The sequence below is a fragment of the Marivivens niveibacter genome (assembly GCF_002150005.2).
Lineage (GTDB): Bacteria > Pseudomonadota > Alphaproteobacteria > Rhodobacterales > Rhodobacteraceae > Marivivens > Marivivens niveibacter.
Genome location: NZ_MSPP01000003.1, coordinates 421,544 through 433,508, shown reverse-complemented (window position 1 = coordinate 433,508; position 11,965 = coordinate 421,544). Strand labels below are relative to the sequence as shown.

The following is an 11,965-nucleotide window of genomic DNA, read 5'->3' as shown; positions in this document are numbered from 1 at the left end:
TGCGATCATTCGAATTCGATGATCACATCGTCCACAGCCAGACTGTCGCCCGCCGCAGCGTTGACCGATTTCACAACACCTTTGCGTTCTGCGCGCAGGATGTTTTCCATCTTCATCGCTTCAACGGTGCACAGGGCCTGACCTTCTTGCACTTCGTCGCCAACAGCCACATCGATTTTCACGATCAGACCCGGCATTGGGCACAGCAGCAGTTTCGACGTATCCGGCGGCAGTTTTTCCGGCATCAGTTTTGCCAATTCGGCCTGACGTGGGCTGCGAACGTGAACCTTAAGATCGGCACCGCGGAAACGCATGCGGAAACCTTGGGTGATTTTGCCGACCTTAACGACCAAAGGTTCGCCGCCAACGGTCAGACGGGCAAGGCTATCGCCAGGCGTCCAATCCGATTCCACGCGCAGGGTTTGACCATCGATAGACACGGTCGAACCATCCCGATCAGCGTCAATCGACACAGCGAATTCTTCGCCCTGCAGCGACACAACCCAATCGGTGCCTACGCGGCGTTCGTGGTTACCCAGACGGCCCGAAACCTGCGTGCGGCGGATTTCAGCAACGCGGTTCATCGCAGCGGCGGCGGCCGCCAGTTTAACCAACGCCTCTTTCGGCAAGGTCACGCCTTCGAAACCTTCGGGATATTCTTCGGCGATGAACGCGGTGGTCATGTTGCCGCTGGTGAAACGTTCGTGATCCATGACGGCCGCAACGAACGGCAGGTTGTGGCCGATGCCTTCTACCTCGAACGTATCCAAAGCGACGCGCATTTCTTCGATCGCGTCGGCGCGGGTTTCGCCCCAAGTACACAGTTTCGCGATCATCGGATCATAATACATCGAAATTTCGCCGCCTTCGAACACGCCCGTGTCGTTACGCACGATGCCGCCAGTTGCGGTTTTGCCTTCGACAGGTGGGCGGTAGGCGGTCAGACGACCAATCGACGGTAGGAAGTTGCGATATGGATCTTCGGCGTACAGACGGTTTTCAATCGCCCAGCCGTTGATTTTCAGGTCTTCTTGCTTCATCGGCAGCTTTTCACCAGCCGCGACGCGGATCATTTGTTCGACCAGATCGATACCCGTGATCAATTCGGTCACAGGGTGTTCCACCTGCAGACGGGTGTTCATTTCCAAGAAATAGAAATTGCGGTCGCCGTCGACGATGAATTCCACGGTGCCTGCGGATGCGTAACCCACCGCTTTGGCCAGCGCGACGGACTGTTCGCCCATGGCTTTGCGGGTGGCTTCGTCCAAGAATGGCGAAGGCGCTTCTTCGACGACTTTTTGGTTACGGCGCTGGATCGAACATTCGCGTTCGTGCAGGTAAACCGCGTTGCCATGGGTATCGGCTAGAACCTGAATTTCGATGTGGCGCGGCTGCGTGACGAATTTTTCGATGAAAATACGGTCATCGCCAAAGCTGTTTGCAGCCTCGTTTTTGGACGACTGGAAACCTTCGCGAGCCTCTTGGTCGTTCCATGCGATACGCATACCTTTACCGCCGCCGCCTGCCGACGCTTTGATCATCACAGGATAGCCGATTTCGTTGGAAATCTTCACGGCCTCATCCGCGTCTTCGATCAGTCCCATGTAGCCGGGAACGGTGTTTACTTCGGCTTCTTGAGCGATCTTTTTCGACGTGATTTTGTCGCCCATCGATTCAATTGCGCCAACTGGTGGGCCAATGAATGCAACGCCAGCAGCTTCCAACGCTTCGGCAAATTTGGCGTTTTCAGACAGGAAACCATAACCGGGGTGAACAGCTTCGGCGCCGGTGTCTTTGATCGCCTGCATGATTTTGTCGATCACGATGTAGGACTGGTTCGCAGGGGCTGGGCCGATGTGAACAGCCTCGTCCGCCATGCGCACGTGCAGAGCGTTCTTATCCGCGTCCGAATAGACGGCAACCGTTTGGATGCCCATCTTGCGGGCGGTCTTAATCACGCGGCAGGCAATTTCGCCGCGGTTAGCGATCAGGATCTTTTTGAACATCTGCAAGGGTCCTTTGAATGCAAAACCGCCGTGCGGGCGCAATGCACCCGACGGCGGTCCAGATGGTTTGATCGCCCCGAAACGGGGCCGAATGTTTTATTGGCAGGCAGAGACGCGCATGTCGTCACAAACGACACCCGCAGTACCGCCAAGCGCTGCGCCGACGATTGGGTCTGCGCCCAGAATGTCAGCGGTGAGTGCGCCTGCGGCCGCACCTGCAAAGCCGCGTTCCAAATCGGTGTCCAGACAGGCCGACAGACCCGTGATTGCAACGATTGGAAGGATCCAGAATTTTTTGAACATGATGTGCTGCCCTTTGTTACATTATCATTGGGTTCAGAATTCGCCTTCTGACCCTTGGTTGCAACAAAAATACGCGTGATCCGCGGGCGCACATGATGTGCCTTCCCCGCTGCCGGTTCGGTCTGGGGATGCCCGAACCGACATGAGGAAGGGGTTTGGTCTGAACCAAAACATTCCGACACGAGGTAAGCCGACATCGGAATACCTGCGTCGTGACACGAAAATACGCCGCCGCAAAGGCCATCGTTTGCAAGCTGGCCAATGTGGGCCAATTCCTGCCAAACTGGCGATGCGCTGCGCAATTTCGTGCCGATCAAAACCATCCCAAAGGCCCCTTAGTCGAACATAGGGTTGTCTGGGTCGAAGGCTTCGGGGAACGAAACCATCGCTTTGTCTACATCGATGCGCAGCAGCGCTTCGTAATCTTCGGGGTCAAAGTTTTCTGGGTCTGCGGCCACGACTTCGCGGCCCAGCAGCCAATTCAGACGACCAGCGTCCAGATTGCCCCGTTCGAATTCTTGATCACCGAAATGGTGCCATAGCGCAGCCATGAACGCCCCATCGACCTTTTTGTCGACGGATTTGCGGTCGCGATAACGTTCGCGCGCCTTTAGCGGCGTGACGCCTTTGGGGTTGGCGCGGCGGATGGTGAACTGATGTTCAGTGCCTGGGAAACGGGATGGGAAACCACGATGTTTGATCATCAGATACGCCCCCCGTTTTGTGTAAACTTGGTCATAATTGCCCCATGTTTGGTGGTTGTTCTGGTTCCATATGCCGCATCAATGCGGATTTGTGAAACACCATCGCACCAAATCGCCATGGCATAGCCCGCGCCGATCAGCGCGGTGAGTGTGGCTATGGTCATCAGGGCAATCATTGGGTCAATCAATTCAAGTTTCGGTTTGTTCAGTCAGTCGCGCGTTGTTGATCCATCGCACGCGTTTTTTCGGGTCATCCAACAGCTGTTGGATACGGTCGGCCGTGGAAGATTTCGGGAACCTGCCATCGACCGACCCTCCTGCCCGCACGATAACCCCTCCGTCCATCGTGCGGACTTCGATCGCTGGGGAAAATCCACGCAAGGATTGCAGCTCTCGCCACAGGTCCTGACGGATTTGCATCGCCAGTCGACCGCGACGCAGCATCGGAAACGACGACTGCGCCGAGACATCGAAACGTGCAGGAAAGCGGCGCCCGTAAACCAGCGCGTCGCCATCCCGCATCATTTTCCATGCCCGCTGTGCCATTATTTTACAGCGGGATGTTGTCGTGCTTTTTCCACGGGTTCGTCAGCTTTTTGTTGCGCAAGCTGGCGAAGGCACGAGAAACGCGGCGACGTGTGGAATGCGGCTGGATCACCTCGTCGATGAAACCTTTTTCGGCAGCCACAAACGGGTTGGCGAAACGGTCTTCGTAATCTTTGGTGCGGGCCGCGATTTTATCAGGATCGCCCAATTCGTTGCGGTACAGAATTTCAACCGCACCTTTGGCACCCATCACCGCGATTTCCGCAGTTGGCCAAGCGTAGTTGAAATCGCCGCGCAGGTGTTTGGACGCCATAACGTCATATGCACCACCGTACGCTTTACGCGTGATCACGGTGACTTTTGGTACGGTCGCTTCGCCATAGGCGAACAGCAGTTTCGCGCCATGTTTGATAACACCATTATATTCTTGGCTGGTGCCTGGCAGGAAACCGGGAACATCGACCAGAGTCAGGATCGGGATTTCGAACGCATCACAGAACCGCACGAAACGCGCCGCTTTGCGCGACGAATCGATGTCCAGACAGCCGGCCAAAACCATAGGTTGGTTCGCAACGACGCCGACGGTCTGACCTTCCATGCGGATGAAACCGGTCAGGATGTTTTTGGCGTAGTCCTCTTGGATCTCAAAGAAATCGCCTTCGTCTGCGATTTTATGGATCAGTTCCTTCATGTCGTATGGCGTGTTCGGGTTATCGGGGATCAGGGTATCCAGCGATTCCTCGACACGGTCCACTTCGTCAAAGAACGGACGAACGGGCGGTTTTTCGCGGTTGTTCAGCGGCAGGAAATCGACCAGACGGCGGACCTCGGCCAATGCCTCTACGTCGTTTTCAAACGCGCCATCCGCCACCGACGATTTTTTGGTGTGAGTCGACGCGCCGCCCAATTCCTCGGCGGTGACCTGTTCGTTGGTCACGGTTTTCACAACGTCAGGACCGGTCACGAACATGTAAGAACTGTCGCGCACCATAAAGATAAAGTCGGTCATCGCAGGCGAATACACCGCGCCGCCCGCACATGGCCCCATGATCACAGAAATCTGTGGAACAACGCCCGACGCCATGATGTTGCGCTGGAATACGTCCGCGTATCCTGCCAGCGATGCAACGCCTTCTTGGATACGTGCGCCGCCGGAATCGTTCAGACCGATGACAGGCGCGCCGTTCTGCATCGCCATATCCATGATTTTGCAGATCTTTTCAGCGTGGGTTTCCGACAGAGAACCGCCGAAAACAGTGAAGTCCTGCGAAAATACGTAAACCATACGGCCGTTGATCGTGCCCCAACCAGTCACAACGCCATCGCCCGGAATTTGCTGGTCTTGCATGCCGAATTCGGTGCAGCGGTGCGACTTGAACATGTCGAACTCTTCAAAGCTGCCTTCATCCAGCAGCAGTTCGATACGTTCACGCGCGGTCAGCTTGCCTTTGGCGTGCTGCGCGTCGATCCTTTTTTGACCACCACCCAAACGGGCCACGTCACGGCGGTTTTGGAGTTCAGCCAGAATATCGGTCATATTGGTTCCCTTCCGAACGATCGTTAATGGTGTTGTAGACGCAATAAAATTACCGAGCAAATGAAATTGGGCAAATTTGCAAATTTTTGCATTTGCAGCATTTATTTTTTGCAAAAATGCAAATTCGCGTTTGCGAAACCCGCACGATAGACAGATTTGATCAAACGGTCTAACGATCCCCCATGACCACTTCAGCACCCATAAAGTTACTGGACCGAAGCACCCCGCCGCATGTGTCCACACTCATTCTGTTGACGGGCATTTCCGCCTTGAACATGTCGATTTTTCTGCCGTCCCTAAATGGGATGACGCAGTACTTTGCGACAGATTACAGCGTGATGCAGTTTGCAGTGTCGGGATATTTCCTGATGACTGCAATTTTGATGCTGTTCGTCGGGCCGTTGTCAGACCGATATGGCAGACGCCCGATCGTTTTGTGGTTTCTGGGGATGTTCATTGCCGCGACTGTTGCCGCAATCTTTGCGCCAAACGTTTGGATTTTCCTGTTTTGCCGCATGATGCAGGCATCCGTCGCCGCATGTATGACGATCAGCCGCGCTGTTATCCGCGACATTTACCCAACCGATCAGGCCGCATCTAAACTGGGCTATGTGACGATGGGTATGGCTGTTGTCCCAATGGTCGGCCCGATTATTGGCGGCGCGTTGGATCAGATCGCGGGATGGCAGGCCAGCTTTACGTTCCTTGCGGCCTGCGCAATCGGCATCTGGACGCTGAGCTATTTTGATCAGGGCGAAACCGCCAAAGGCACCGGCCTGACGTTCCGCCAACAAGCGGCAAATTACCCCGAACTATTCCGATCGGTTCGTTTCTGGGGCTACGTCGCATGCACGACCTTCACCGCGGGGGCTTACTATGCGCTGCTGGGTGGTGCTTCGTTCGTAGCAAGCGTAGTATTCAACCTAACCCCGACGCAAACGGGGATCGCACTAGCCGCACCAACAACCGGCTATTTGGTCGGGAATTTCCTGTCAGGGCGATATTCCGTTCGGGCCGGGATCAATCTGCTGATCTTGATCGGCTGCAGTGTCACTTTGTTCGGACTGGTCGTGTCGATGATCCTTTCCATCCTCGACCTTTCCAGCGCGCTGGTGTTTTTCGGCCTGATCACATTCATGGGGCTGGGCAATGGACTGACCATGCCAAACGCCACAGCGGGATCGCTGTCCGTACGCCCCGAATTAGCGGGCACCGCATCAGGTTTGGGCGCAGCGATTATGATGGGCGGCGGGGCTGCGATTTCGGCTTTTGCGGGGTCTATGCTGAACCCCGACTATGGCGAATTGCCCCTTTCGATCCTGATGGTGACTTGTGGCGCCTTGTCATTACTGTCCATTCTATTGGTCATGCGGCGCGAAGCCACACTTGCCTGAATGACTTTGCAAACGTAACTTTGCAGCTAACCCATTCTGCAAAGGTGCGCCCATGGCCGTTCAGAAATTATACGCTGGTGTGAAACTGCGGGAATTGCGCGGACGGCTTGGCCTGACGCAAAAGGCGTTCGCCGAAAAACTGGGCGTGTCCCTGCCCTATCTGAACCAGATGGAAAACAACAACCGCCCGATTTCCACGGCGGTCGTTTTATCACTGGCCCAAGAATTCGGGTTCGACGTGACCGAATTGCAATCTGGCGACGAAGCCCGCCTGATATCGGACATGAAAGAGGCGCTGGCCGATCCGGTGTTCACAGGCAGCGCGCCGTCGCTATCAGATTTGCGACTTGCGGCCAGTAATGCACCCGCGCTGGCTCGTGCCCTTTTGGACCTACATTCCGCCTACCGCCAAACCCACGAACGCCTTGCTAGCTTGGACGAAGCATTGGGCCGAGAAGACGCAAGATTGCAACCATCCCCATGGGAAGAGGTGCGCGACTTCTTTCACTATTGCGACAATTACATCGACGCCGTGGATCGCGCCGCCGAGATTTTCGCACAGCAGGCGGGCGGGCTGAATATCCGCGACATGGCGATAAAAACGCTAGAGGCGCGGGGCATATCCATCGTCTTTGCCGACACCGATGCCATCCGCCACTATGACAAAGAAAGCCGCCGCCTGACCCTGTCGCGGCGCCAGACGGTCGCAACGCAGACGTTCCAATTGATCCTGCAAATGGCCCTGCTGACCAAAGATCCGCTGCTAGAGGCGACATTGGATTTGGGCCGTTTCCAAACCCCCGAGGCCCGTTCAATCGCCAAACTAGGCCTTGCAAACTATTTTGCAGGGGCCGCCATGATGCCCTATGGCCGATTTCTGGACGCGGCCAAAGATTGCCGCCACGATTTGGAACGATTGGCCGATTGGTTTGGCGCGTCCGTCGAACAGGTCGCCCACCGCCTATCGACGATGCAGCGCCCAGGGAACAAAGGGATTCCGTTCTATTTCGTGCGTGTCGATCCTGCGGGGACGATCACCAAACGACATTCATCAACGCAGCTACAGTTCGCCCGATATGGCGGCGCGTGCCCATTGTGGAACGTCCACCGCGCGTTCGAAAGCCCTAACCGCTGGCTGCGCCAATTGGCGGAAACGCCCGACGGCGTGCGGTTTTTCTGCCTTGCGCGGGACGCAACAAAATCGGGCGGGTCCTATCACGCACCCACCCGTCGATTTGCAATTGGCCTAGGCTGCGAAGTCAAACACGCAAAATCGCTGGTCTATGCAGACCACATGGATATCGATTCAGCCGCAGCATACGAGCCGATCGGCATTTCCTGCCGTATCTGCGAACGCAAAGATTGCCACCAACGGTCAGTGCCGCCTTTGGAACGACGCCTGACCGTTGATCCGAATTTGCGCTCTACTCTACCCTATAAGGTCGAATAATCAGGCCTCTGCAGCTAATTTCAAACGTGCGGCTATATCGTCTTTGAGCGCCAAACGTTCTTTGCGCAGTTCAATGATCCCGATGTCATCCATCGGAGTAACGTTGGTTTCTGCCAGATGGATTTTCTGGTTCGCCTCGTCATATTGATCCACCAGTTTGGCGAAATGTGCGTCTACCAGCTTTAGCGCCTGCAGTGTTTTTGCAAATTCTGGAAATTCGTCTGGCAGTTGATGCGGTGTGTGGGACATGGGTCTCTCCTTTATCCAATCGTTGAGATCAGACTAGGCCCAATGCCGGTTACCGCATTGATCCTGATCAAAGTCACATATTTGACCAACTAATCAATTAATTCCCCTTAAACGGGTACAGCGTGAATTCTTAATCTGCCCGCATTCAATATCAAAGTAAGTAGTAAAATATGTATTCTAAAATCCTGACGTTCGCATTTTGCGCCCTTGGCACCACTGCACTGGCCGATTGCCCCGATTTTTCACCATCCTCTGAGACGCATTGGTTCACCGGATATGATCTGGGCGTAGAGGCAGCGTTTGACGTTATCGCCGGCGGCGAAAACAATCTGGAAAACTGTGGCCCAGGTGAATTGGGCTGGGTTGCGACACCGTCCGATTTTGGTTTCAACGTCGAAGAAATGGACGGCCTAACCATCAATTTCAGCGCGGTAAGCGACTGTGACACTGTGCTATTGGTGAACGATCCGATGGGCGAATGGCACTACAACGACGACGCGAATGTGGCGGTTATGACCGTTGATCCGATGCTGGACCTGATCGGTCTGGATGGCCTGTACAACATCTGGGTCGGCACCATCGACGGCAGCTATTGCGAGGCCAAACTGCTGGTCGAAACCTACTAAATCAAAGGGCCGCAAACGCGGCCCTTTTTCTTTATCGCTGCGATGTTTCCCAATTCGGGTTGATCCAAGGCATCGCATTTTCAGCAGCCAAAGGCGTGCGGCCCAGAATATGGTCGGATGCTTTTTCCCCCGTCATGATCGACGGCGCATTCAGGTTGCCGTTGGTGATCTGCGGGAAAATGGAACTGTCAGCGACGCGCAGACCATCCACACCGATCACGCGGCATTCCGGATCAACCACCGCCATCGGATCATCCTTAGCGCCCATTTTACAAGTGCCGCATGGGTGATAGGCGGATTCGACGTGCTGACGGGTGAAATCATCCAATTCGTCGTCGGTCTGGCAGTCTTTGCCCGGTTGGATTTCCTTACCCGCATAGGGTTTGAACGCATCCTGAGCGAAAATTTCGCGGGTCAGTCGGATGCATTTACGGAAATCTTCCCAATCCTTTTCGTGGGACATGTAGTTGAACACGATTTTCGGCGCTTCGGCGGGGTTCGCGCTGCGCAGGGTGATTTCACCGCGTGACGGCGACCGCATAGGGCCAACGTGCGCTTGGAAACCGTGGCCTTCGGCGGCGGCTTTGCCGTCATAGCGCACTGCGATGGGCAAGAAGTGATACTGGATATCAGGATATTCCACACCCGCCTGCGACCGAACGAAAGCCGCGCTTTCGAACTGGTTCGATGCGCCGACACCCGTTTTGGTGAACAACCATTGAGCGCCTACCACGCCCTTCATAAACAGGTTCCAGTATTTAAACAGCGACACAGGTTGGGTTGCGGCCATCTGGATGTACATTTCCAAATGGTCCTGCAGGTTTTTACCCACACCTTGGCGATCGGCGACGACGTCGATCCCGTGTTCGGCCAGATGTGCCGCAGGGCCGATGCCCGACAGCATCAACAGTTTCGGCGAATTGATCGAAGACGCGGCGATGATCACCTCGGCATTGGCGCGGATCACTTCGGATTTGCCGCCTTTGTTCAATTGAACGCCAACCGCGCGACCATTTTCGATCACGATTTTTTCGGCCATACCGCGTACCAACGTGCAGTTGTCTCGTTTTAGCGCAGGTTTCAGATAGGCATTCGCCGCCGACCAACGCTGACCTTTGTAGATCGTGGAATCAAAAGGGCCAAAGCCCTCTTGCTGTTCGCCGTTATAGTCGCCCGTGACGGGATAGCCCGCCTGACGGCCAGCTTCGACAAAGGCGCGGGTTAGTGGGTTTTTGCGCGAACCACGGGACACATGCAGAGGGCCCGATTTACCGCGCCAATCAGGATCGCCGCCATGTCCGCCGCTGTCCCAGTTTTCCATGCGTTTGAAATAGGGCAGCACGTCGGCATAGTTCCAACCAGCAGCGCCCATATCGGACCATGTTTCATAATCCTTGGCGTGACCGCGCACATAGATCATGCCGTTGATCGACGACGATCCGCCAATCACCTTGCCGCGCGGGGTGGCCATGCGGCGACCGCCTAGGTGTGGTTCGGGTTCGGATTGGAAACCCCAGTCGTACATCTTCATGTTCATGGGATACGACAACGCACCCGGCATCTGAATGAACGGACCCGCATCGGTGCCGCCGTATTCGATAACGATGACGGATTTGCCAGCCTCAGACAGGCGATAGGCCATGGCGCAGCCTGCGCTGCCGGCCCCGACGATTACATAATCAGCTTGCATCAGAACGGTGCCTCGCATGGGTTCATCGACACGTAGACGGTTTTAACCTCGGAATAATGGTTGATCGCCTCTTTGGAGTTTTCGCGACCAACACCCGATGCTTTGGACCCGCCGAAAGGCGCCTCAACAGGGGCAAGGTTATAGGTATTGATGTAACAAGTGCCTGCCTCGAACCCTGCAACAACGCGGTGGGCACGGGTCAGATCGGCGGTAAAGACGCCAGCCGCCAGACCGAAATCGGTGGCATTAGCGCGGGTCATCACGTCGCCCTCGGTTTCGAAATCCAGAACGGACAGAACAGGGCCAAAGATTTCTTCGCGGGCGATGGTCATGTCATCGGTCACATCGGCGAACAGGGTCGGTTCGATCCAATAACCGTCTTTGTCCAGACGTTTGCCGCCTTTGACCAAACGCGCGCCTTCCTCGATGCCTTTGGCGATGTAACCTTCGACGATTTGCAGCTGACGGTCTGACGCCATTGGGCCAATGGTGGTTTCCATATCCATCGGATCGCCAATGACCGCATCCCCCATGCGTTCGGCCATGCGGGACAGGAATTTTTCCTTGATCCCTTTTTGCACGAACACGCGGGTGCCGTTGGAACAGACCTGACCCGTGGAATAGAAATTGGCGTTGATCGCGCCCGAAACCGCGCTTTCGATATCTGCGTCATCAAAGACGATCAGAGGGGATTTCCCGCCCAGTTCCATCGTGACGTGTTTCATTTCTGCGGCAGCGGCGGCGTATACCTTTTTGCCCGTCGGGACCGATCCCGTCAGCGATACCTTGGCAACGCGCGGATCAGTGACCAACGATGCGCCGACTGCGCCCATGCCTTGGATCACGTTGTAAACGCCTTTGGGTGCGCCCGCCTCGACCAGAATTTCAGCAACTTTCAGTGCGCATAGCGGCGTGACCTCGGATGGTTTGAAAACCATGGTGTTGCCACAAGCCAGCGCTGGCGCGCCTTTCCAGCATGCGATCTGGGTTGGATAGTTCCACGCACCGATGCCAACGCAGACGCCCAGCGATTCACGGCGGGTGTAAACGAAATCACCGCCCGCCAGCGGGATGTGTTCGCCCGTCAACGCGCCAGCCAAACCGCCGAAGTATTCCAACGCATCCGCGCCAGAGGTCGCATCCGCAATGGTGGTTTCCGACATCGGTTTGCCCGTGTCGTAGGTTTCCAAGATCGACAGGTCGTGGTTGCGTTCACGCATAATATCCGCCGCGCGGCGCAGGATACGGCCACGTTCGGTGCCCGACATTGCGGCCCATTCGGCATGCGCCACCTTGGCGGACGCCAGCGCGCGGTCCACGATTGCAGGGGTTGCGGCGTGGACTTTGGCGATGACTTCACCAGTTGCGGGATAGATGACCTCGATCACGTCTCCTGCGGTGTCTTCGACGTATTCGCCGTCAATAAAATGGGATGCGATGGGTTGGGTATCGTAAGGCAT

Annotated in this window: 12 protein-coding genes; 3 read left to right on the top strand and 9 right to left on the bottom strand. The window is 55.7% G+C overall.

Features of this window, described 5'->3' with window-relative positions:
* Positions 1–5 precede the first annotated feature (5 nt).
* The 6 genes from BVC71_RS10895 to BVC71_RS10875 form a co-directional block, all read right to left on the bottom strand.
* A complete protein-coding gene (locus BVC71_RS10895; protein WP_086451684.1) occupies positions 6–2,006 on the bottom strand; it encodes an acetyl-CoA carboxylase biotin carboxylase subunit in 2,001 nt (666 codons plus the stop codon).
* Positions 2,007–2,102: 96 nt separating this feature from the next.
* Positions 2,103–2,309, bottom strand: coding sequence for a hypothetical protein (locus BVC71_RS10890; RefSeq protein WP_086451683.1), 207 nt, complete (start codon positions 2,307–2,309; stop codon positions 2,103–2,105).
* A 335-nt stretch (positions 2,310–2,644) separates the two neighbouring features.
* Positions 2,645–3,013, bottom strand: a complete 369-nt coding sequence (locus BVC71_RS10885; protein ID WP_086451682.1) for a hypothetical protein — start codon at positions 3,011–3,013, stop codon at positions 2,645–2,647.
* On the bottom strand, positions 3,013–3,189 hold the full coding sequence (locus BVC71_RS15465; protein WP_165767761.1) for a hypothetical protein: 177 nt from the start codon (positions 3,187–3,189) through the stop codon (positions 3,013–3,015). Before BVC71_RS15465 ends, BVC71_RS10885 begins: the two co-directional genes overlap by 1 nt.
* 13 nt (positions 3,190–3,202) lie before the next feature.
* Positions 3,203–3,538, bottom strand: coding sequence for a hypothetical protein (locus BVC71_RS10880; protein ID WP_086451681.1), 336 nt, complete (start codon positions 3,536–3,538; stop codon positions 3,203–3,205).
* 25 nt (positions 3,539–3,563) lie between these two features.
* Positions 3,564–5,096 (bottom strand): acyl-CoA carboxylase subunit beta, encoded by a 1,533-nt coding sequence (locus BVC71_RS10875; RefSeq protein WP_086451680.1) that lies wholly within the window; start codon positions 5,094–5,096, stop codon positions 3,564–3,566.
* 182 nt (positions 5,097–5,278) lie between these two features.
* On the opposite strand from BVC71_RS10875, the gene BVC71_RS10870 reads away from it, so the two are divergent.
* Positions 5,279–6,490 carry a multidrug effflux MFS transporter gene (locus BVC71_RS10870; protein WP_086451679.1) on the top strand — a complete coding sequence of 404 codons (1,212 nt, stop codon included), beginning with the start codon at positions 5,279–5,281 and terminating at the stop codon, positions 6,488–6,490.
* A 52-nt stretch (positions 6,491–6,542) separates the two neighbouring features.
* Positions 6,543–7,940: a helix-turn-helix domain-containing protein gene (locus BVC71_RS10865; protein WP_086451678.1), complete on the top strand. Its 1,398-nt coding sequence runs from the start codon at positions 6,543–6,545 to the stop codon at positions 7,938–7,940.
* Here BVC71_RS10865 and BVC71_RS10860 read toward each other — a convergent pair whose 3' ends face one another.
* On the bottom strand, positions 7,941–8,189 hold the full coding sequence (locus BVC71_RS10860) for an HP1242/YdcH family protein (RefSeq protein ID WP_086451677.1): 249 nt from the start codon (positions 8,187–8,189) through the stop codon (positions 7,941–7,943).
* A gap of 170 nt (positions 8,190–8,359) precedes the next feature.
* Here BVC71_RS10860 and BVC71_RS10855 point away from each other — a divergent pair, with 170 nt between their 5' ends.
* Positions 8,360–8,815 (top strand): hypothetical protein, encoded by a 456-nt coding sequence (locus BVC71_RS10855; RefSeq protein WP_086451676.1) that lies wholly within the window; start codon positions 8,360–8,362, stop codon positions 8,813–8,815.
* Positions 8,816–8,846: 31 nt separating this feature from the next.
* Here BVC71_RS10855 and betA read toward each other — a convergent pair whose 3' ends face one another.
* Together betA and betB are read right to left on the bottom strand one after the other, a co-directional pair.
* Complete coding sequence (gene betA, locus BVC71_RS10850; RefSeq protein ID WP_086451838.1) at positions 8,847–10,505, bottom strand: choline dehydrogenase; 1,659 nt, start codon at positions 10,503–10,505, stop codon at positions 8,847–8,849.
* Positions 10,505–11,965 carry a betaine-aldehyde dehydrogenase gene (betB, locus tag BVC71_RS10845; RefSeq protein WP_086451675.1) on the bottom strand — a complete coding sequence of 487 codons (1,461 nt, stop codon included), beginning with the start codon at positions 11,963–11,965 and terminating at the stop codon, positions 10,505–10,507. Before betB ends, betA begins: the two co-directional genes overlap by 1 nt.

Excerpts from the sequence above, each read along its gene's own strand:
- BVC71_RS10895 (WP_086451684.1), bottom strand. The coding sequence starts at position 2,006 with ATGTTCAAAAAGATCCTGATCGCTAACCGCGGCGAAATTGCCTGCCGC.
- BVC71_RS10890 (WP_086451683.1), bottom strand. The coding sequence starts at position 2,309 with ATGTTCAAAAAATTCTGGATCCTTCCAATCGTTGCAATCACGGGTCTG.
- BVC71_RS10885 (WP_086451682.1), bottom strand. The coding sequence starts at position 3,013 with ATGATCAAACATCGTGGTTTCCCATCCCGTTTCCCAGGCACTGAACAT.
- BVC71_RS15465 (WP_165767761.1), bottom strand. The coding sequence starts at position 3,189 with ATGATTGCCCTGATGACCATAGCCACACTCACCGCGCTGATCGGCGCG.
- BVC71_RS10880 (WP_086451681.1), bottom strand. The coding sequence starts at position 3,538 with ATGATGCGGGATGGCGACGCGCTGGTTTACGGGCGCCGCTTTCCTGCA.
- BVC71_RS10875 (WP_086451680.1), bottom strand. The coding sequence starts at position 5,096 with ATGACCGATATTCTGGCTGAACTCCAAAACCGCCGTGACGTGGCCCGT.
- BVC71_RS10870 (WP_086451679.1), top strand. The coding sequence starts at position 5,279 with ATGACCACTTCAGCACCCATAAAGTTACTGGACCGAAGCACCCCGCCG.
- BVC71_RS10865 (WP_086451678.1), top strand. The coding sequence starts at position 6,543 with ATGGCCGTTCAGAAATTATACGCTGGTGTGAAACTGCGGGAATTGCGC.
- BVC71_RS10860 (WP_086451677.1), bottom strand. The coding sequence starts at position 8,189 with ATGTCCCACACACCGCATCAACTGCCAGACGAATTTCCAGAATTTGCA.
- BVC71_RS10855 (WP_086451676.1), top strand. The coding sequence starts at position 8,360 with ATGTATTCTAAAATCCTGACGTTCGCATTTTGCGCCCTTGGCACCACT.
- betA (WP_086451838.1), bottom strand. The coding sequence starts at position 10,505 with ATGCAAGCTGATTATGTAATCGTCGGGGCCGGCAGCGCAGGCTGCGCC.
- betB (WP_086451675.1), bottom strand. The coding sequence starts at position 11,965 with ATGCCTTACGATACCCAACCCATCGCATCCCATTTTATTGACGGCGAA.